We start from the raw sequence: 19,929 nt of genomic DNA, 5'->3' as shown, positions 1-19,929 counted from the left end.
TCGGCCACCCCTCCCGGCGGGGTCCCTCGGGGGACAACACGAACGGTGACCCTGTCCGGTGCGGCCACACCCCCGGTGATCGCCACGCCGGCGGGGCCGCGATCAGGCCACTGTGCGGCCCGATGGGCCCGTGTCCTCGCCAGGCGGGGCACGGGGCGGCAGAATCGGGCTTCCGTAGGACGAAGGGGGCGGGGGCCATGGCGGTGGATGTGAACTCGAACGTGGACACAGGTACGGGTGCGGGTACGGAGGTTCCCGGACCGGCGGGGATGCCGTTGCTCGGCTCGCTCCTCGACCTGAGGTCCGACTCCCTCGGGACCTATCTGCGGGCCCAGCACCAGCACGGCGACCTGGTGCGGATCACGGCCGGTCCGCCCGGGGTGCGTGCCGAGTTGTACTGCGTCTTCTCCCCCGCGGGCGCGCAGCAGGTGCTCGCCTCCGACGCGGCCCGCTTCCGCAAGGACAACCGCTTCTACCAGGAGGTCCGGGAGTCCTTCGGCAACGGGCTGCTGACCAGCCAGGACGAGGACTACCTGCGCCAGCGCCGGCTCGTGCAGCCGCTGTTCACGCGCCGCCGCGTGGACGGTTACGCCGAGGCAATCGCCGCCGAGACCCGTTCCGTCATCGACGCCTGGGGAGATGCCCTCGACGGCGTCGTCGACGTCTCCGACGAGATGGCGCACCTCGCCCTGCGGGCCGTCGCGCGCATCCTCTTCGGCACCGATGTCGAGGCCACCGCCGATGTCGTGACCGCATGTTTTCCGGTCATCACCGAGTACGTGCTGCGCCGCGGCTACTCCCCCGCCAACATCCCGCGCCACTGGCCCACCCCCGGCAACCGGCGGGCCGCCGCCGCGTTGGACGAGCTCTACGGGGTGTGCGACCGGATCATCGCGGAGCGGCGGCGCGGCGGCGCCGGGGCCGGAGCGGGGGCCCCCGGCGAGGACCTGCTGACGCTGCTCGCCGCCGCCAAGAGCTCGGACGACGGGGAGTTCGACGCCTCCGAGCTGCGCGACCAGGTGTTGATCTTCCTGCTCGCCGGGCACGAGACGACCGCCACCTCCCTCTGTTTCGCCCTGCACCTGCTGTCCCTCCACCCCGAGCAGCAGGACCGGGCCCGCGCGGAGGTCTCCCGCGTGCTGGGCGACCGTACGCCCGAGGCCGCCGACCTGGAGCGGCTCCCGTACCTCACCCAGGTCCTCAAGGAGGCCATGCGGCTGTATCCGGCCGCGCCGGTCATCGGGCGCAAGGCCGTCGCCGCCACCCGGATCGGGGAGCACACCGTCCCCGCCGGCGCGGACGTGATCCTGGCGCCCTGGGTGACGCACCGCCATCCCGTGTACTGGCCGGACCCGGACCGCTTCGACCCCGAGCGCTTCACGCCCGAGGCGGAGGCGGGGCGGCCGCGGTACGCGTGGTTCCCCTTCGGTGGGGGACCGCGCGCCTGCATCGGGCAGCACTTCTCCATGCTGGAATCGGTGATCGCGCTGGCGATGATCCTGCGGGCCTACGAGTTCGAGGCCGTGGACACCGAGATCCCGGTCGGCGCCGGGATCACCCTGCGGACGACCGGGCCGGCGCGCTGCCGGATCCGTCGCCTGGACACCCCCTAAGGCGTGTCCGCAATGCCAGTTGGGGAGCCATAGTCGCGAACTGAGTGCAGTCGTTGACGTTCCCGCCGGTGAGTGTGAACGCGAGGGGAAGGCCGCGGGCCCGCACGATCGTCGAGTCGACGCAGACGATCGACCGGTCGACTTCGCCGATCGCATCCGGACACGCTCTAGGCCGGTTCGCTGAAGTGGTCCAGGAGCCGCTGCTGGAGACTGTTGAGCACCAGGCTGTGCTGCTTGAGCATCGAGAGGCGGTACGCGGCCGTAGGGGCGTACTCCTCGACCTCGTGCACGGCCGCGGCGATCACATAGCCGTTCAGCGCGTCCATGTTCCCCGCCGCGCCGTGATCCTGACCCGTGGGAAGCAGAGAGCGGTCCAACGGGGTCTCGTCACTGGTGATCACGTTCACGACCACCGACGGCTGCCAATCCCTGGCATTGGTGAGGGAGTGGTGCGTGTCGAACCGTACGGTGACCGTTTCACCTGCGGCGATTGCCACGCTGTACCGGCCCTCTTCGTCGGTGAAGACGTGATCGATCTCCGAGAGGTCACTGCGATAGACGCTGACCTTGATCATGAAGATCGGACTCTTGTCGGAAACTGCTCGCACTTGCCCGAACATCCGGGTCTCCTCCCGGTCGGACCACCGCTGGAGACCACCCCTGCAATCCAGTCTGTCCGGGCCCCACCGCCCCCGCCAGTCGGACCGGTTCCGGCAAGACCGCCCCTAGCGGGTGTCCGCAGGCAGTGTCTTGTCACGGATATACGGGATGCGGGCAGGTCAAGGCAGGTAATAGGGTCGATGCCCGTGGAACCTCTCACCGAGAAACAGATCCGTTCGTCCTTCGTGAACTGCACCAAGGGCGAGGCGGCGCGGCTGCGCCTGCCGCTCGACTTCGCCGAACTCCCCTGGAAGGACCTGGACTTCCTGGGCTGGGTGGATCCGGGAGCGCCCCTGCGGGCCCATCTCGTGCTGCCCCGGGAGGACGGCGCCGGTCCGCTGGGGATCTCGCTGCGCGTACCGGCCGTCGGCCGCACCAGCGTGGTGAAGTCCAGCCTGTGTCAGATCTGCCTGACGGGCCACGCCTCCTCCGGGGTCACCCTGCTCGCCGCACCGCTGGCCGGCGCCCGCGGCCGTGAGGGCAACACGGTCGGCACGTACATCTGCGCGGACCTCGCCTGCCCCCTGTACGTACGCGGCAAGCGCCAGGCGAAGCTGCGCGCCGGACAGTACGAGGAGTCCCTGACCCTGGACGAGCGGCTCGCCCGCATGTCCGACAACCTGAACGCCTTCGCGGCCCGCGTCACAGCCGTCTAGCGCTGCAGCGGTGCACCCGAGCCCCGCTCCCGGCCCTCAGGTCCGGTCCGCCGCCGGCGTGTGGTTGCCCTGGAGGCGGGCGAGGTCCGAGGGGCGGACCTGGATGACGAACAGCGCGATCAGCGCTCCGACCAGGGTGAACAGGGACGCCACGACGAAGGCGGCGCTGATGCCCGAGGTGAGGACCTGGTCGCCCCACGGTTTCGGGAGTTGCCCGGTGCGCTGGAAAAAGGCCTTCTGCACCGGGCCGGCGGTGCTGAGGAACTCCGGTATCTGCTGCTTGGCCTCGTTGCGGCTCGCCGTGCCGAAGACGGTCACCAGGATCGACAGGCCCAGCGAGCCGCCCACCTGCTGCATCGTGTTCAGCAGGCCGGACGCCGCGCCCGACTCCCGGTCGGAGACGTTGGACAGGGCCATCAGCGTCAGCGAGACGAACTGCAGGCCCATGCCGAAGGCGAAGAGGAGCATCGGGCCCAGGATGCTGCCGAGGTACGTCGAGTCCACGTCGGTCTGCGTCAGCCAGGCGAGGCCGGCCGCCGAGGACAGCGCGCCGGTGACCATGAAGGGCTTGGGGCCGAACTTCGGCAGCAGTTTCGCGGTGATCGCGGCGCCCACCGCGATCACGGCACTGACCGGCAGGAAGGCGAGGCCGGCCTGGATCGGGCTGAAGCCCAGCACGATCTGCACGAAGAGGGTCAGGAAGAAGAACATGCCGAAGATCGCGCAGGCGAGCATGAGCATGATGCCGTAGGTCCCGGCCCGGTTACGGTCGGCGAACATGTGCAGCGGGGTGATCGGCTGCGGCGAGCGCCGTTCGTTGAGGATGAAGAGGGTCAGCAGGACCACGGCGGCGCCGAAGGAGCCGAGGGTGATGGGGTCGCGCCAGCCCTCCTGGGACGCCCGGATGAAGCCGTAGACGAGCGAGACCATGCCCAGGGTGGACAGCAGCGCGCCGGCGAAGTCGAAGTGTCCCGGGTGGCGTTCGGATTCGTGCAGGACCTTCGTGGCCAGCACGGCGATCACGATGGCGATGGGGACGTTGACGAAGAGCACCCAGCGCCAGTCGAGCCATTCGACGAGGATGCCGCCCGCGAGGAGGCCGATCGCACCGCCGGCGGCCGAGACTCCGGCGAACACGCCGAACGCCCGGTTGCGGGCCGGGCCTTCGCGGAAGGTGGTGGTGATCAGGGCGAGGGAGGTCGGCGAGGCGATGGCGCCGCCGACGCCCTGGAGGGCCCGTGCGGCCATCAGTTGGCCCTCGTTCTGGGCGAGTCCGCCGAGGAGCGAGGCGAGCCCGAAGAGCAGGACGCCGAAGATGAAGACGCGTTTGCGGCCGAGGATGTCGCCGGTGCGGCCGCCGAGGAGCAGCAGTCCGCCGAACGCGAGGGTGTAGGCGTTGACGACCCAGGAAAGGCTCTCGGTCGAGAAGCCGAGGGCGGTCTGGATGTGTGGCAGCGCGATGTTCACGATCGTGATGTCGAGAACCACCATGAGTTGGCAGGAGGCGATCACGAACAGGGCGAGTCCGCTGCCGCTTCCCTGGACCTTGCCTTCGGTCCCGCTGTTGCTCGGCGTTGGGTTCGGATCCACCTTTTCGACGCTAAGCCCGCGCCTCTGGGGTCACCACTCGAACAGCCTAGTAATGGTGACATTTCACATGTCACACTACGATCATGGATGACTTCCTCAGGCTCTCCGCGAGCACGGCCCGCTTCACCTACGGCGCCCCGCGCGCCTTCTCCTTCGGGGACGACGGCCGACTGCTCTGGTTCCTCCGGTCGACGGGCCCCACCGACGCCTTCGACTCGCTCTGGGTGCTGGACACCACCACCGGCGCCGAGACCCGGCTCGCCGATCCCCGCGAACTGTGCCCCGTACCCGGCCCGCTCCCCGAGGCCGAGCGCCGGCTGCGCGAGCGGACCCGGCTCGTCGCCGCCGGAATCGGCTCGTACGCCCTCTCCGGCGACGGCCTGCACGCCGTCCTCGCGCTGTACGGGCGGCTCTTCGAGGTCGCCGCGGGCGGCGCCGGCACCCCCAAGGAGATCCCGGCCGCCGGGCCCGCGCTGGACCCGCGGCCCAACGCCGACGGCTCGCGCACCGCGTACGTCGCCGACGACGTCCTGTACGTCGCCCCGGGCGGCCGGATCAGCCCCGACGACGGGGCCCGCTGGGGCCTCGCCGAATTCGCCGCCGCCGAGGAGCTGGGCCGCCCCCGGGGCCACTGGTGGTCCCCGGACGGGGTCACCCTGCTGGCCGCCCGGGTCGACGAATCCGCCCTTCAGCGGCGCTGGTTCGCCGACCCGGCGCACCCGGAGCGGCCCGCCGAGGACTTCGCCTACCCCGAGGCGGGCGGGCCCAACGCCGACGTCCAGCTGTGGGTGCTCGGTGAGGACGGGACCCGGGTACGGCTCGACTGGGACGCCGACACCTACCCGTACGTCTCCGACGCGGGCTGGGAGTCCGGGACCGAGATCCTGCTGACCGTCCAGGACCGGCTCCAGCAGAACGTCTTGCTGCTCTCCGCCGACCCGCTCACCGGCCGCACCCGGGAGCTGTCCCGCACCACGCACCCGCAGTGGGTGGACCCGCTGGTCCCCGGCACCCCGGCCCGCCTCGCCGACGGGCGGATGCTGACCTGCGCCGACACCCCGGACGGCGCCGCCCGCGCCCTCGCGGTGGACGGCGAACTGCTCACCGGGGACGGGATCCAGGTCCGTGCCGTGGCCGGGGTCCACGAGAGCCGACTGCTGATCGAGGCGGGCCTGCGCGACCCGTCCGAGCAGCAGGTGCTGCTGCTGGACCCGAACACCCGGGAGCTGACCCCGGTCGCCGACGGACCCGGCGTGCACACCGTGTCCGCGTCCGCCGGGACCCTGCTGCTGACCACCGCCGACGCCGACGGGGTACGGCGCACCGTACGCACCCCCGACGGGCGGGAGTTCACCCCCGCCGACCTGTCCGAGCCGCTGCCCTACCGGGTGGACGCGATCCTGGAACGGGTCACCGAGCGCGGCATCCCCACCGCCCTCGTGCTGCCCCGCGACCACGTGCCCGGCCGGCGGCTGCCCGTCCTGGTCGACGGCTACGGCGGCCCCGGCATGCAGGACATCACCGCCGACCAGCGCCGCCGCCAGCACCGCCAGTGGTGGGCCGACCAGGGCTTCGCGGTGGTCACCATCGACAACCGCGGGACCCCGTACGTCTCCCCCGCCTACACGCACGCCATGTACCGGGGCTTCTCCGAGGTCACCCTCGACGACCAGGTCGCGGCGCTGCACGCGGTCGCCGCCCGCCACACCGACCTCGACCTCGGCCGGGTCGGGGTGCGCGGCTGGTCGTACGGCGGCTACCTCTCGGCCATGGCCGTGCTGCGCCGCCCGGACGTCTTCCACGCGGCGGCCGCCGGCGCCGCGCCGACCGACTTCCGGCACTACGACACGGCGTACACCGAGCGGTATCTGGGCCTCCCGCAGGACCAGCCCCCGTCTGCCGACGCGTACGAGCGGGACTCCCTCATCCCCGACGCACCGAAACTGTCCCGCCCCCTGCTGCTGATCACGGGCCTGGCCGACGACAACGTCCACCCGTCCCACACCCTGCGACTCTCACAGGCGCTGACGGACGCGGGCCGCCCGCACCAGCTCCTGGCCCTCCCCGGGGTCACCCACATGACCCCGGGCGGCACCCGGGAGAAGCTGATGGCGCTGGAGCTGGAGTTCTTCCGCCGGGAACTGGCCTGAGCGCTGCCCCCCGCACCCCGCAGGCCGCCGCGCCGGCGGGGCGTGCCCGGCAGGCCGGCCGGCCGGTCAGGGCCGCGGGGCGAAGACCATCCGGGCCAGGGCGGTGAGCACCAGGGCCGCCGCCGGCGCGTACCACCAGCGCCGCAGCCTGCCCACCGCCACACAGGCCGCCGTCACGGCGACGGCCGGCAGCTCCACCGCCAGGCCGAGCACGGCCCACAGCCGCGCCGTGTCCGTGACCGTACGGTCCCACGACCCCTCGGACTCGGTGAGCAGCGCACCGAGGACGAAGAAGCCCGCCCCGGCGTGCAGCAGCAACAGGAGGACCGCCGACGCGACCGTCACCACCGGCCCGCGCAGGATGCTCCCCGATATCCGCTGATCGGCCATGCGGCGCGCGCCTCACTTCCTCGATGTCGTTCTCGGGAGCGTAGCCGAGCGCCTCCGCGGGAGCGGGTGGGGTGTCCGCGCCGTACGGCGGTGCCCCGAAGACGCCTTTGTCTCCGGGGCACCGCCGCTTCCCTTGGGTCCCCGTCAGTCACCAGGGAAGTGGCAGGCCACCTCGCGGGAGGCGGCGGGGCGCAGCGTCGGGCGGTCGGTGCGGCAGATCGGCTGGGCCTTGGGGCAGCGCGGGTGGAAGGTGCAGCCCGGGGGTGGAGCGGCCGGGCTCGGCGGGTCGCCGAGCAGCACGATCCGCTCCCGCCGCCGTTCCGCCGCCGGGTCGGGCAGCGGTACGGCGGACAGCAGCGCCCGGGTGTACGGGTGCTGCGGGTTCTCGTAGAGGGACTTCTTGTCCCCGATCTCGACGATCCTGCCGAGGTACATGACGGCGACCCGGTCGCTGACCCGCTTGACCACCGACAGGTCGTGCGCGATGAACACGTAGGCGAGGCCGAGTTCGGCCCGCAGCCGTTCCATCAGGTTGACGATCTGCGCCTGAACGGAGACGTCCAGCGCGGAGACCGGCTCGTCGGCGACGATCAGGCGGGGGCTGGTGGACAGCGAGCGGGCGATGCCGATGCGCTGGGCCTGGCCGCCGGAGAACTCGTGCGGATAGCGGTCGATGTGCTCCGGGATCAGTCCGACGAGCTCCATCAGATCGGCGGCCCGACGGCGGGCGTCCCCCGCGCTCCAGCCCTGCACCAGCAGCGGGTCGGAAATGATCCGGGCCACGGTCTGGCGCGGGTTGAGGGACGAGTGCGGGTCCTGGAAGACCATCTGGATGTGCTTGCGCAGCGGGCGCATGGCGGACGGCGAGAGGCGGCTGATGTCCTTGCCGTCGAAGGCGACCCGGCCCGCGGTGGGCTCCAGCAGCCGTACCAGCATGCGGCCGGTGGTGGACTTCCCGCAGCCCGACTCCCCGACCAGGCCCAGGGTCTGCCCGGCCGCCAGGTCGAAGGAGACCCCGTCGACGGCGCGCACGGGCGCCCCCCGGCGCCCGGTCACGGATCGTCGGCCGGGGAAGGTCATGGTGAGGTCCTGTACGGACAGCAGTGGCGTGGCGGTCTCGGTCATCGGGCCGCCTCCTGGGCGGTGCGGTCCCCGGCGAAGTGGCAGGCCACGGTCCGCGCGGGGCCGTCCCCGTACGCCGCCGGCTCCGGCCGTACGTCGACGCAGCGCGCGGCGGCCCGCGGGCAGCGCGGGGCGAAGGCGCAGCCGGGGGCGGGCGCGAGCAGGGAGGGCGGGGAGCCGGGGATGAAGGGCAGGGGGACGTCGTCGGCGGTGTCGAGGCGGGGCAGCGAGTCGAGCAGGCCCCGGGTGTAGGGGTGGGCGGGGTCGGCGAACAGGTCGTCGGCCGGGGCCTGTTCGGCGGCGCGGCCGCCGTACATGACGAGCACCTCGTGGGCGACGCGGGCGACGACGCCCAGGTCGTGGGTGATCATCACGACGCCGAGGCCGCGCTCCTGCTGGAGCCGGGCGATCAGTTCCAGGATCTGCGCCTGCACGGTGACGTCCAGGGCGGTGGTCGGCTCGTCGGCGATCAGCAGGTCGGGCTCGCAGGCCAGGGCCATGGCGATCATGGCGCGCTGGCGCATGCCGCCGGAGAACTGGTGCGGGTACTCCCCGGCGCGTCGGGCCGGTTCGGGGATGCCGACCTCGCCGAGCATGTCGACGGCGCGTTTGCGGGCGGCGGCCCGACCGGCCTTGAAGTGCACCCGGAAGTGCTCGGCGATCTGCTCGCCGACCGTGTAGTAGGGGTGCAGGCTGGAGAGCGGGTCCTGGAAGATCATGGCCATCTTGCGGCCGCGGACCTTGGACAGTTCCCGTTCCGGGAGCCCGGTCAGCTCCCGTCCGGCCAGCGCCACGGAGCCGCTGACCTCGACCGGGCCGCGGTGCAGGCCCATGACGGCGAGCGAGGTGACGGACTTGCCGGAGCCGGACTCGCCGACGATGCCGAGGGTGCGGCCGGCCTCGACGGTGAAGCCGATCGAGTCGACGGCCCGTACGGTCCCCCGCTCGGTGGTGAAGGTGACGCGCAGATCGCGTACGGCGAGGAGCGGAGCGGCGGTGTCGGCTGCCATCAGTACCTCACTCTCGGGTCGATGACGGCGTACAGGAGGTCGACGAGCAGGTTGGCGACGACGATGAAGAAGGCGGCGAGCAGCGTGACGCCGAGGACCACGGGCTGGTCGGAGTTGACCAGGGCGCCGTAGAACAGCCGCCCGATGCCGGGGAGTCCGAAGATGGACTCGGTGATGACGGCGCCGGCGAGCAGTCCGCCGAGGTCCATGCCGAAGATGGTGAGGATCGGGGTCATGCCGGAGCGCAGCCCGTGTTTGACGACGACCGTGCGCTCGGGCATGCCCTTGGCGCGGGCGGTACGGATGTACGGCTCGGCCATCGCCTCGATCATCGAGCCGCGGCTCTGCCGCGCGTACATGGCGGCGTAGAGCAGGGCGAGGGCGATCCAGGGCAGGGTCAGGTTGGTGGCCCAGGCGAGCGGGTTGTCGCCGAAGGCCTGGTAGGTGGGGTAGGGCAGGAGGCCGGCGACGCGGATGACGCCGTAGATGAGCATCACGGAGGTGAAGTACACGGGCAGGGAGGCAGCGGCGACGGCGCCGACCATCAGGGCCTTGTCGGTGGCGGTGTCCTTGCGCAGGGCGGCGGTGACCCCGGCGCCGAGCCCGAGGAGCAGCCACAGCACGGCGGCGCCGACGGCGAGGGAGGCGGAGACCGGAAGCCGGTCCATCAGCAGGTCCCACACGGGCAGCGAGTTCTCGTAGCTGTAGCCCAGGCAGGGGAAGTCGCAGTCGACGGCGTACTGGCCGGTGCCGAGGGTGCGGCCGGTGAAGATGCCGGTGAGGAAGTCGGTGAACTGCCGCCACAGGGGCTGGTCGAGGCCCAGGTACGTGCGTACGTCGGCCAGGCGCTCGGCGCTGCAGGTCTTGCCGCAGGCGGCCGCGGCCGGGTCGGCGGGCAGCACGTAGAAGATGAGGAAGGTGACGGCGGCGATGGCGAGGAGCACGCCGAGGAGGGCGAGCAGCCGGCGGGCGAAGTAGAGGATCAACTGCGGCCGCCCCTCGGGTCGAGGATGTCGCGCAGGGCGTCGCCGAGCAGGGTGAAGGCGAGCACGGCGAGGAAGAGGAAGACGCTGGGGATGACGAAGTACATGGGGTCGGTCTCGTAGTAGGCCACGGACTCGGCGATCATCTGGCCCCAGGAGGGGGTGGGCGGGCGGACGCCGACGCCGAGGTAGCTGAGGGCGGCCTCGGTGCTGATCATTCCGGGGATCAGCAGGGTGGTGTAGGCGATGACCGGGCCGGAGACGCCCGGGAGGATGTCGCGGGTCAGGATCCGCCAGGGTCCGGAACCGCCGACGCGGGCGGCGTCGACGTACTCGCGGTGTTTGAGGGACAGGGTCTGGCCGCGGACCACGCGGGCGACGCCGGGCCAGCCGAAGACCCCGATGACGGTGGTCATGAGGACGATCCGGTTGACGTCCTTGGCCACGGACAGCATCGCGATCATGAAGATCAGCGAGGGGAAGGACATGGTCAGGTCCATGAGCCGGGACAGGATCGTGTCGGTGCGGCCGCCGAAGTAGCCGGCGGCGATCCCGGCGGCGGTACCGGCGACGACCACGATGGCGGTGGCGGCGAAGGCGATCAGGAGGGAGACCTGGGCGCCGTTGATCACGCGGGCGAACAGGTCGCGGCCGGTGACGGGTTCGACTCCGAGCCAGTGCTCGGGGCTGATCCCGCCGAGGGCGCCGAGCGGCTGGCCCCCGAGGTAGGGGTCGACGGCGGTCTTGTCGAACTCGTTCGGGGACCATCCGCCGAGGGCGCCCAGCCAGGGGGCGGTGACGGCCATCAGGACGAAGAGGAGGACGACGCCGAGGCTGACGCGGACGGCGGGGCGGCGGCGGAGCTCCCGCCGGGCGAGCTGCCAGGGGCTGCTCCCCGGGGGGACCTCCTTCACCTCCGGACCGGCCGGACCGGCCGCGGCGGACGTGGCCGACGCCGCGGATGTGTCCGACGCGGCGGTGGACGGGGTGGTGGTCATGGCTGCGGGGATCCTTCGGGGCCTCAGCCCTGGCTCTTCGCGGGGTCCTTGAGCCCGACGGTCCCGTAGTCGATGGTGCCGGTCCACACGGGGTGGCCGAAGGCGCCGGCGATGTTGGTGCCGACGAGGAGCGGCTTGCGCTCCAGGAGGAGCGGGACGTTCGGGGACTTGGCCATCAGGGCGGCGTCGAGGTCGATCCAGGCCTGGTTGGCCTCCTTGGCGTCGGCCATGGCGTTGATCTCGTCGATCCGCTTGATGGTCGCCTCGTCGCGGAACTGGCTGTAGTTGCCCTGGTTGCCCTTCTCCTTGATGGTGCGTCCGTCGAAGACGAACGGGATCCAGGTGGAGCCGGAGGGGTAGTCGGGACACCAGCCGGTGAGGGTCATGTCGGGGGTGGTGGAGAGGTCGCCGATGACGTCGTAGTAGGCGCCCGGGTCGACGGTGTCGATGACGACCTCGATGCCGGCGCGGGACAGGCCCTGCTGGATGGCTTCCGCCTTGCCCTTGTCACCGGTGGAGACCGAGAGGGACACCTTGAGGGTCTCCTTGCCGGCGGCCTTGAGGAGTTCCTTGGCCTTGGCCGGGTCGCCGGCCGGGGCGATCTTCAGGATGTCGGCCTGCTTGCCGCCGGAGAGGGCCGGGGGCAGGTAGGCGGTGGCGATCTCGTTGAGGGCCGGGCCGCCGCCCGCGGTGATGACGGCCTCCTTGTCGACGGCGTACTGCATGGCCTCGCGGACCTTCGGGTCGTCGAAGGGGGCGCGGGAGTTGTTCAGGTGGAGCATCTCCGTGCAGCCCTGGGACTCGGCGAGCAGCCGGGCCTTGACCTCCGGCTTGGGCAGCACCTTGGGGGCGCTCTCGGGCCGCATGTCGGCGTACTGGACGGTGGAGGCGTCGGCGCCCTCGCCGGCGATGATCCGGTCGTCGATCTGGCCGCCCTTGAGGCCCATGACGACGACGAACCTGTCGGGGTAGGCCTTGCGGACGGTGTCGGTGGCCGGGTTCCAGTGCTCGTTGCGGACGAGGACCAGCTTCTTGTCGCGGTCGTACGACTCGATCTTGTACGGGCCGGAGGAGAACGGGCGGGCGTCGTACTGGGTGCCCTTCTCCTGGGACCGGGGCACGGGGGCGAAGGTCGGCAGGGTCGCGGTCGCGGAGAACTCGGCGACCGGGCGCTTCAGTTCGAAGACGATGGTGCGGTCGTCAGGGGTCTTGACGGAGTCCAGGTGCTGCCCTTGGAGCGGACCCTTGTAGCCCTCGGTCCCGGCCAGGTACTGGGCGGCGTAGTCGGGGCCGCCGGTGAGGTCGGGGCTGAAGGAGCGCTCGACGTTGTACTTGATGTCCTGGGCCTTGACCGGGCTGCCGTCCTCGTACTTCACGCCCTCCTTGAGGGTGAAGGTCCAGGTGCGGCCGCCGTTGGAGGAGGTGCCGAGGTCGGTGGCGAGGTCGGGGACCAGCTCGCTGCCGGCCTTGCCGGGCTCGGCCTTGAAGGTGACGAGCGTGCGGTAGAGCAGCCGGGTGCCGAAGTCCATGGTCGGCATGGTCCAGTTGCGGGCGGGGTCGAGGTGCGCGAAGTCCTGGTTGGACAGGACGGTGAGGGTGCCGCCCTTGACCGGGGTCCCGCCGAGGATCTTGCCGTCGTTGGCGGCGGCGGGGTTGGAACCGCCCGAGCCGGCGGAGCCCTTCTTGGTGTCGGAGCAGCCCGAGGCGCCGAGTGCGAGAGCTGCCACCAGGGCGGTGGCGAGGGCGAGTTGGGTGCGCTTGGTCATGGGTCACTCCAGTGAAGGGCCGCGCTCTAGGATGTGACCGGTAACATAGTAATGTGAAATTGCACTGACAAGGGGTGGGGGCCGCCGTTATCCAGCCGTGTCCAAAACGGCCGGGCGGCGCGTCGGCACGACAGCCCACCCGGCGGGCGAGAACATGCCCGATGTGATCACCACGGCCAAGGCCACGCAGCGGAGCAGGAGTTCAGGGCGGCGGAACACGGCGCGACGGGAGCCGGGACGGCGGGAACCGGGACGGCGGGAGTTCCTCACCGCGATGGGCGCCGCGGCGGCGACCTTCGCGCTCGGAGTCCCCGCACGGGCCACCGACGCCGCCCGGGACGCCGCCACGGCCGTCGAGTACGTCGATGTCCAGCTCCTCGACATCACCGACCTGCACGGCTTCCTGCAGGGCGCACCCGGCAGCAACTCCGTCATCGTCGGCAACGGCGGCATCGGCTACACCGTCGGTGGCGTCGCGTACATGGCCGCGCACCTCGAACGGCTCCGCGACGGGCACCCCAACTCCCTCTTCTTCACCCCGGGAGACGCCTTCTCCGGCTGGGAGTTCGACGCCGCGGCCTTCGCCGACGAGCCGACGATCGAGGCCCTGAACCGCATGGGGCTCGACTTCGCGACGGCCGGCAACCACGAGTTCGACAAGTCGCCCGCCATGCTCCAGCGCCACATGGAGCAGGGCATCCCCTTCCCGGTCGAGGGCCGCGACACCTCCTTCACCGACTCCGCCGGCCTGCGCTTCCACGGCGCCGACTTCCGCTACTACAGCGCCAACCTCGTCCGGGGACAGGACGGGCGGACGGTCCTGCCCGCCTACAACATCGAGCGGGTACGCACCGCCGACGGCCGGGAGCTGCCCATCGGGTTCATCCACCTCACCGCCGTGGGCAGCGAGCGCTTCCCCGGCTCCTTCCAGCCGGGCCTCGCCACCCTCGACGACGTCGCCACCGCCGACCGCTACGCCGCGCTGCTCAAGAGCCAGGGTGTGAACGCGATCGTGCTCAGCCTGCACGACGGGGCGGTGGCGGGAGCCGACTTCAACAGCGGCGTCGACCCTTCGGGGCCGGCCCTCGACCTCGCGCTGCGGGTCTCCCCGGACATCGACGCGATCGTCACCGGGCACTGGCACACCCGGTTCAACATGATGGTCCCCGACCCGAACGGCGTCCCCCGCCCGTTCGTCGAGGCCGGCTGCTACGGCCAGGTCATCAACGAGATCAACCTGCGGCTCGACCCGCTCACCGGCCGGGTGATCCGGGAACTGACCGTCTCCACCAACCATCCCAACACCCGTGACATCGCACCTCATCCGGAGCTGCGGGAGGTCGTCACCTACTGGGCGGGGCAGGCGGCCGAGCGCGACCGGACCCCGATCGGACGGCAGACCGGCTCGTTCCTGCGCGCCCGGAACACGGCCGGCGAGAGCACCATGGGCAACCTGGCCGCCGACTGGGCGCTGTGGGCGGGCAGCAGGCCCACCGATCCCGAGAACGACGCCAACATCCACCCCAACGTCCCGGCCGAGCTCGCCGTGGTCGCCGCGGCACCCCGGGTCGGCCAGGCGGTCATCGCCGGTGACCTCGTCCTCGACCCGGCCTCGGGCGGCGCCGTCACCTTCGGCAGTGCCTGGCGGGCCATCGGGTTCGGCGATCCGATCGTCAGCGCGTGGGTCGGCGGACAGCGGATCCACGACGCGCTGGAGGAGCAGTGGACGACGACGGAGGCCGGCGAGCTGCGCTTCGCGCCGCTCGCCGTCTCCCGGAACGTGCGCTACAGCTTCGACGCCCGGGGCCCGGTCGGGGACCGGGTGCACCCCGCCGACGTCTTCGTCGACGGCGTCGCGCTGGACCTCGGCCGCCGCTACCGGCTCGCGGCGCCCTCGTACACGCTCCTCGCGAGCGACGGCTATCCGGCCCTCTCCGAGTTCGAGGAGCCCTACCGGCACCAACGGGACTTCGAGAGCTTCGTGGCGTACGTGCGGGAGACGGCGGTGCTCTCCCCGCAGCCCCGGGGGCGGGTCACCGCGGCGGCCGCGAGCAGCACGGCGGGCGCGGTGGGCACCGTGGTGGACCCACCGGTGCTGCTCCTGCCCGACGGCACCCCGGTACCGCGCCCGGAGGCGGCGATCATCTCGGCGGACCGGCCGCAGCCGGCCCGCGACGCGGGCCGCGCGCCCTGCTGATCCGCCGCCGGTCGCACGGAGGCCGTCGCGGCGCCCGTCCCCACCGCCGCAGATCTAAAGGCCCGAACCGAGGACTCCCGGGGTGCGGCCGACCGGTTCGTCGCGGCCCTGGGCCCAGAGGGAGCGCACGTGGCCGAGGTGGCGGAGCATGCACTCCTGCGCCGCCTCGGCGTCGCCGCTCAGCATCAGGTCGAGCAGCTCGATGTGCTCCTCCGCCGAGGAGACCAGCTTGCCGGCCTCGTCCAGGCCGGTCAGGCCGTAGAGCCGGGACCGCTTGCGCAGGTCGCCGACCGTCTCCACCAGCCGGTCGTTGCCCGCGAGGGCCAACAGGGAGAGGTGGAAGCGGCGGTCGGCCTCCAGGTAGCCGATGAGGTTGTGCTCGCGCGCGCTGGTGACGATCTCCTCGGCGACGGGGCGCAGCGCCTCCAGTTGCTCGGCGGTGGCGATCTTCGTGATCCGGCCGATGGTCGGTACCTCGATCATCGTGCGCAGTTCGGTGAACTGGTCCAGGTCGCGCTCGCTGACCTCGGTGATCCGGAAGCCCTTGTTGCGGACCGGTTCGACCAGCCCTTCCCGGGCCAGGTCGAGCATGGCCTCGCGGACGGGGGTGGCCGAGACGCCGAGTTCGGCCGCGAGGCCCGGTGCGGAGTAGACGCTGCCGGGGCGCAGCTCACCCGCTATCAGCGCGGCCCGCAGGGCGTGGCCGACCTGGTCGCGGAGGCGTTCCTGGGCCTTGATGAGACTGTGCTGCTTCAGGTCACCCATTGCTTTTCCTCCGAGACCCCCGTACACCACCGACGAGGAGAGGAACAGCGTACAATGTCACGTTGCGCTGCTCACACTCCGGCGGCCTCGTACAGCGCGACCGCCACAGCGAGATCTTCCCAGGCCATGCCCACACTCTTGAAGAGCTGTGGACAACTCCGCGGCCCGCCCGCCGGGATCCGGCCGCCGACCAGATCGGCGAGGGTGCCGCTGATATGGCCGGGTCCGATGGCACCCTCGGCCTCCGGGACCAGGAGGTCCCCCGCCTCGCGCAGGGCCGCCGCCCGGGACTCCACGTACACCGCCGCCCGTCGCACAAGGGCGGTGTCCGTCTCCCGGGCCGTCGGCTCGTGCGACCCGACCGCGACGACGGTGGCGCCCGGCCCGACCAGGCGCCCGTCGAAGAGCGGCTCCCGGGCCGTGGTGCAGCAGATCACCAGATCGGCGTCGGCCACCTCCTTCGGGGTGCCGGTCCGGGCGGCCGGGCCCAGGGTGCGGGCGTACGCGGCGAGCTCCTCCGCCCGCCCGCGGTCCCGGGCGACCACCACCACCTCGACCAACTCCCGTACGGCCAGGGTCGCTTCCAGGTGCCCGTACGCCTGCGGCCCCGAGCCGAAGAGCACCAGACGCAGCGGGCGACCCCCCGGCGCCAGGTGACGCAGCGCCAGGGCGGAGACCGCCGGGGTGCGCAGGGTGGTCAGCGCCGCACCGTCGAGCAGGGCCAGCGGGCGCAGGGTCGGCCCGTCCAGCAGGAGGTAGGAGCCGGTGATCCGGGGCAGCCCGCGGGCCTGGTTGCCCGGCGCGACCCCGGCGATCTTCACCCCGGCGTACGTGCCGGACGCGGCCGGCATCAGCAGCAGTTCGCCCCCGCCGGGCACCTCGATCGCGGAACGCGGCGGGCAGCTCTCCGGGTCGAGGCCGCCGAGCAGGGCGGCGGCCACGGCGTCGGCGGCCGCCGCCGGACCGATCAGGTCCGCCATCCGTCCCGCCCCGAGCTGGGGGATGCCCGTCACAGCAGGAATCCGGTACCGAGCGCGTCGTGCGGGTCCACCACGAAGGTGTGTGCGCCGGTGCGGTGGGCGGTGCCGGTGACCTCGGTGACCCCGTCGGCCGCCATCCGCCCCGTGAACACCGTGCCCGTGACCGACTCGTGCAGCAGGTCCTCCCCCGGGCCGAGCCGCCCGTCCTGCGCCAGCAGCGCGAGCCGCGTCGAGGTTCCGGAGCCGCAGGGCGAGCGGTCGATCTGCCCGTCGGCGAACACGGTGACGTTGCGCTGGTGCGGCCCGAAGGGGGTGTCGGGCAGCTCCTCGTACAGGATCACCCCGTAGACGCCGGAGAGCAGCGGGCCGTCCGGGTGCCAGGTGTCGGGGTGGGTGGCCAGCGCCGCCCGGACCTCCTGTCCGGCCCGCACCAGGGCGGGCAGCGCCGCCCGCGAGACGTCCAGGCCGAGGTCGCGCGCGCGGACCGCGGCGTAACAGGCCCCGGCGTGCGCGATGTCCACCTCGGCGAGCCCGAACGAGGTGGCGACGGGCACCTTGCGCGCACCCACCACCGCCGGGACGTTGCGGAAGGTGACCCCGGTGGTGCGGCCCCCGGCGCGGTGGACGGTGGCGGTGACCCGCCCGGACGGTACGTCGATGCGCACCGGGGCGTCCCCGTCGTCCGGGGCGGCGACCCGGCCGGTGTCCACGGCCCAGGCCCCGAGGGCCATGGTGCCGTGGCCGCAGGCGGTGGAGTAGCCGTCCTTGTGCCAGAACAGCACGCCGAAATGGGCCCCGTCGTCGTCGGCCGGGACCACGAACCCCCCGTACATCCCGGCGTGCCCGCGCGGCTCCTGCACGAGCAGGCGCCGTACGTCGTCCAGCGCACCCCGGCGCGGAGCGGTTCCGGAGCCTCCTGGGCCGATGACCGTGGCGCAGCGCTCCGCGACGGTGTCCCCGGGGACCGGCGGCATGCCCGGCGCGGCGCTGTCGACGATCCGGAAGGGCTCGCCGGCGGTGTGGTAGTCCACCGTGCGGACGGCGATCACAGGAGGAAACCTCCGGGGAAGGGGTCGGTCGGGTCGAGGAAGTACTGGGCGGTGCCGGTGATCCAGGCCCGGCCGGTGACGGTGGGGACCACGGCCGGGAGCCCGCCGACGGTCGTCTGCGCGATGAGCCGGCCGGTGAACTCGGTGCTGATGAAGGACTCGTTGACGAAGTCCGTGTCGAGTTCCAGCAGGCCGCGGGCGTGCAGCTGGGCCATCCGCGCGCTGGTCCCCGTACCGCAGGGCGAGCGGTCGAACCAGCCGGGGTGGATGGCCATGGCGTGCCGGGAGCGGTGGGCGTCGGAGCCGGGGGCGGCGAGGTAGACGTGCTTGACCCCGGCGATGGAGGGGTTCTCGGGGTGGACGGGCCGGTCCGGACCGGCGTTGATCGCGTCCATCACCGCGAGCCCGGCGGCGATCAGGTCTTCCTTGCGGGCCCGGTCGAAGGGCAGCCCCAGGGCGTCGAGTTCGACGAAGGCGTAGAAGTTGCCGCCGTAGGCCAGGTCGTAGGTGATCGTGCCGAAGCCGGGGACCTCGGCCTTGAGGTCCAGGCCGACGCTGAAGGAGGGCACGTTGGTGAGGGTGACGGCGGTGGCCGCCCCGTCCTCGACCCGGACGTCGACGCTCACCAGCCCGGCCGGGGTGTCGAGCCGGACGGTGGTGACCGGCTCGACGACCGGGACCATGCCGGTCTCGACGAGGACGGTGGCGACCCCGATGGTGCCGTGCCCGCACATGGGGAGCAGGCCCGACACCTCGATGTAGAGGACGCCGTAGTCGGCGTCCGGGCGGGTCGGGGGCTGCAGGATGGCGCCGCTCATCGCGGAGTGCCCGCGCGGCTCGTACATGAGCAGGGTCCGGACGTGGTCCATGTGCTCGATGAAGTGGAGCCGCTTCTCGGCCATGGTGGCGCCGGGGATCACCCCGACTCCCCCGGTGACCACCCGGGTCGGCATGCCCTCGGTGTGCGAGTCCACCGCGTGGTAGACGTGACGCGTGCGCATGTGCGGTTCCCCCGGTGACTAGTTGAGGCCCTCGGCGAGGGCCTTCTCGGTGGCGGCGCGGACGGCGGCCTCGATCTCGCCGGTGAGCGGGAAGCGGGGCGGGCGGGTGGCGCCGCCGGGGCGCCCGGCGAGGTCCATGGAGAGCTTGATGGCCTGGACGAACTCGGTCTTGGAGTCCCAGCGCAGCAGCGAGTGCAGGGACTTGTAGAGCGGCAGGGCGGTCTCCAGGTCCCCGGCGACCGCGGCCCGGTAGAGCTGGGCGCAGGAGTTCGGGAGGGCGTTGGGGTAGCCGGCGATCCAGCCGACGGCGCCCGCGAGGGCGAGTTCGAGGAGGACGTCGTCGGCGCCGATGAGCAGGTCGAGGCCGGGGGCGAGCTCGGCGATCTCGTACGCGCGGCGCACGTCCCCGCTGAACTCCTTGACGGCGACGATGGAGCCGTCGGCGTACAGCCGGGCGAGCAGGTCCGGGGTCAGGTCCACCTTGGTGTCGATGGGGTTGTTGTACGCGACGACGGGCAGCCCGGCGCGGGCGACCTCGGCGTAGTGGGCGCGTACGGCGTCCTCGTCGGCCCGGAAGGCGTTGGGGGGCAGCAGGAGGACGGAGCCGGCGCCGGCCTCGGCGGCCTGGTCGGCCCAGCGGCGGGCCTCGGCGCTCCCGTAGGCGGCGACGCCGGGCATGACGCGGCTCCCGTCGCCCGCCGCCTCGACGGCGGTACGCACGACACGCGCCCGCTCCTCGTCGGTGAGGGTCTGGTACTCCCCGAGGGAGCCGTTGGGGACGACGCCGTCGCAGCCGTTGGCGATCAGCCAGGCCACGTGTTCGGCGTACGCGTCGTGGTCGACGGTGAGGTCCTCGCGCAGCGGGAGCGCGGTGGCGACCATGATTCCGTGCCAGGGACGGGTACGGGGCGCGGGGGTGTGCGCGTGGGTCATGTGAGAGCTCCCTAGTGTGGTGTGTGACATTTTACTAGCGGGTGCGGTGCGGCCACAAGGGCCCTG

The 19,929-nt window shown here is 72.2% G+C and carries 17 protein-coding genes and 1 pseudogene; 4 read left to right on the top strand and 14 right to left on the bottom strand.

The window, feature by feature from the left end; translation table 11 throughout:
• Positions 1 to 197: 197 nt before the first annotated feature.
• Positions 198 to 1,613 (top strand): cytochrome P450, encoded by a 1,416-nt coding sequence (locus AB8A24_RS11475; RefSeq protein ID WP_369475462.1) that lies wholly within the window; start codon positions 198 to 200, stop codon positions 1,611 to 1,613.
• A gap of 37 nt (positions 1,614 to 1,650) precedes the next feature.
• Here AB8A24_RS11475 and AB8A24_RS11470 read toward each other — a convergent pair.
• Together AB8A24_RS11470 and AB8A24_RS11465 are read right to left on the bottom strand one after the other, a co-directional pair.
• Positions 1,651 to 1,770, bottom strand: a pseudogene (locus AB8A24_RS11470) (IS5/IS1182 family transposase); the annotation flags it as partial.
• A 10-nt stretch (positions 1,771 to 1,780) separates the two neighbouring features.
• A complete protein-coding gene (locus tag AB8A24_RS11465) occupies positions 1,781 to 2,233 on the bottom strand; it encodes a carboxypeptidase regulatory-like domain-containing protein (RefSeq protein WP_328961187.1) in 453 nt (150 codons plus the stop codon).
• Between the two features lie 186 nt (positions 2,234 to 2,419).
• Here AB8A24_RS11465 and AB8A24_RS11460 point away from each other — a divergent pair, with 186 nt between their 5' ends.
• On the top strand, positions 2,420 to 2,929 hold the full coding sequence (locus AB8A24_RS11460) for an FBP domain-containing protein (protein WP_328965821.1): 510 nt from the start codon (positions 2,420 to 2,422) through the stop codon (positions 2,927 to 2,929).
• A gap of 36 nt (positions 2,930 to 2,965) precedes the next feature.
• Here the strand turns inward: AB8A24_RS11460 and AB8A24_RS11455 are convergent, their stop codons facing one another.
• Positions 2,966 to 4,519 carry an MFS transporter gene (locus tag AB8A24_RS11455; protein ID WP_369475461.1) on the bottom strand — a complete coding sequence of 518 codons (1,554 nt, stop codon included), beginning with the start codon at positions 4,517 to 4,519 and terminating at the stop codon, positions 2,966 to 2,968.
• A gap of 83 nt (positions 4,520 to 4,602) precedes the next feature.
• Between AB8A24_RS11455 and AB8A24_RS11450 the strand changes: the two genes are divergently transcribed.
• A complete protein-coding gene (locus AB8A24_RS11450; RefSeq protein ID WP_369475460.1) occupies positions 4,603 to 6,669 on the top strand; it encodes a prolyl oligopeptidase family serine peptidase in 2,067 nt (688 codons plus the stop codon).
• A gap of 66 nt (positions 6,670 to 6,735) precedes the next feature.
• Here AB8A24_RS11450 and AB8A24_RS11445 read toward each other — a convergent pair whose 3' ends face one another.
• The 6 genes from AB8A24_RS11445 to AB8A24_RS11420 form a co-directional block, all read right to left on the bottom strand.
• Positions 6,736 to 7,059: a hypothetical protein gene (locus tag AB8A24_RS11445; RefSeq protein ID WP_369475459.1), complete on the bottom strand. Its 324-nt coding sequence runs from the start codon at positions 7,057 to 7,059 to the stop codon at positions 6,736 to 6,738.
• A gap of 144 nt (positions 7,060 to 7,203) precedes the next feature.
• Positions 7,204 to 8,184, bottom strand: a complete 981-nt coding sequence (locus AB8A24_RS11440; protein ID WP_328961191.1) for an oligopeptide/dipeptide ABC transporter ATP-binding protein — start codon at positions 8,182 to 8,184, stop codon at positions 7,204 to 7,206.
• Complete coding sequence (locus tag AB8A24_RS11435) at positions 8,181 to 9,191, bottom strand: ABC transporter ATP-binding protein (RefSeq protein ID WP_266378265.1); 1,011 nt, start codon at positions 9,189 to 9,191, stop codon at positions 8,181 to 8,183. The genes AB8A24_RS11440 and AB8A24_RS11435 overlap by 4 nt, the downstream gene beginning before the upstream one ends.
• A complete protein-coding gene (locus AB8A24_RS11430) occupies positions 9,191 to 10,177 on the bottom strand; it encodes an ABC transporter permease (RefSeq protein ID WP_328961192.1) in 987 nt (328 codons plus the stop codon). Before AB8A24_RS11430 ends, AB8A24_RS11435 begins: the two co-directional genes overlap by 1 nt.
• The gene (locus AB8A24_RS11425; RefSeq protein WP_369475458.1) at positions 10,174 to 11,172 is read right to left on the bottom strand and encodes an ABC transporter permease; all 999 of its coding nucleotides are present in this window, start codon (positions 11,170 to 11,172) and stop codon (positions 10,174 to 10,176) included. Before AB8A24_RS11425 ends, AB8A24_RS11430 begins: the two co-directional genes overlap by 4 nt.
• A gap of 23 nt (positions 11,173 to 11,195) precedes the next feature.
• Positions 11,196 to 12,938 carry an ABC transporter substrate-binding protein gene (locus tag AB8A24_RS11420; protein WP_369475457.1) on the bottom strand — a complete coding sequence of 581 codons (1,743 nt, stop codon included), beginning with the start codon at positions 12,936 to 12,938 and terminating at the stop codon, positions 11,196 to 11,198.
• 274 nt (positions 12,939 to 13,212) lie between these two features.
• Between AB8A24_RS11420 and AB8A24_RS11415 the strand changes: the two genes are divergently transcribed.
• A complete protein-coding gene (locus AB8A24_RS11415) occupies positions 13,213 to 15,135 on the top strand; it encodes a bifunctional metallophosphatase/5'-nucleotidase (protein ID WP_328965822.1) in 1,923 nt (640 codons plus the stop codon).
• Between the two features lie 54 nt (positions 15,136 to 15,189).
• On the opposite strand, the gene AB8A24_RS11410 is transcribed toward AB8A24_RS11415, so the two are convergent.
• The 5 genes from AB8A24_RS11410 to AB8A24_RS11390 all read right to left on the bottom strand — a co-directional run bounded on the left by AB8A24_RS11410 (position 15,190) and on the right by AB8A24_RS11390 (position 19,863).
• The gene (locus tag AB8A24_RS11410) at positions 15,190 to 15,900 is read right to left on the bottom strand and encodes a GntR family transcriptional regulator (protein WP_328961195.1); all 711 of its coding nucleotides are present in this window, start codon (positions 15,898 to 15,900) and stop codon (positions 15,190 to 15,192) included.
• 71 nt (positions 15,901 to 15,971) lie between these two features.
• Positions 15,972 to 16,913, bottom strand: a complete 942-nt coding sequence (locus tag AB8A24_RS11405; RefSeq protein ID WP_369475456.1) for an ornithine cyclodeaminase family protein — start codon at positions 16,911 to 16,913, stop codon at positions 15,972 to 15,974.
• On the bottom strand, positions 16,910 to 17,929 hold the full coding sequence (locus AB8A24_RS11400; protein ID WP_369475455.1) for a proline racemase family protein: 1,020 nt from the start codon (positions 17,927 to 17,929) through the stop codon (positions 16,910 to 16,912). Before AB8A24_RS11400 ends, AB8A24_RS11405 begins: the two co-directional genes overlap by 4 nt.
• Positions 17,926 to 18,930, bottom strand: coding sequence for a proline racemase family protein (locus tag AB8A24_RS11395; protein WP_369475454.1), 1,005 nt, complete (start codon positions 18,928 to 18,930; stop codon positions 17,926 to 17,928). Before AB8A24_RS11395 ends, AB8A24_RS11400 begins: the two co-directional genes overlap by 4 nt.
• Positions 18,931 to 18,948: 18 nt before the next feature.
• A complete protein-coding gene (locus AB8A24_RS11390; protein ID WP_328961199.1) occupies positions 18,949 to 19,863 on the bottom strand; it encodes a dihydrodipicolinate synthase family protein in 915 nt (304 codons plus the stop codon).
• Between the last annotated feature and the right edge of the window lie 66 nt (positions 19,864 to 19,929).

The sequence above is a fragment of the Streptomyces sp. BF23-19 genome, assembly GCF_041106355.1.
Lineage (GTDB): Bacteria > Actinomycetota > Actinomycetes > Streptomycetales > Streptomycetaceae > Streptomyces > Streptomyces virginiae_A.
This window is presented reverse-complemented; position numbering and strand designations above follow the sequence as displayed.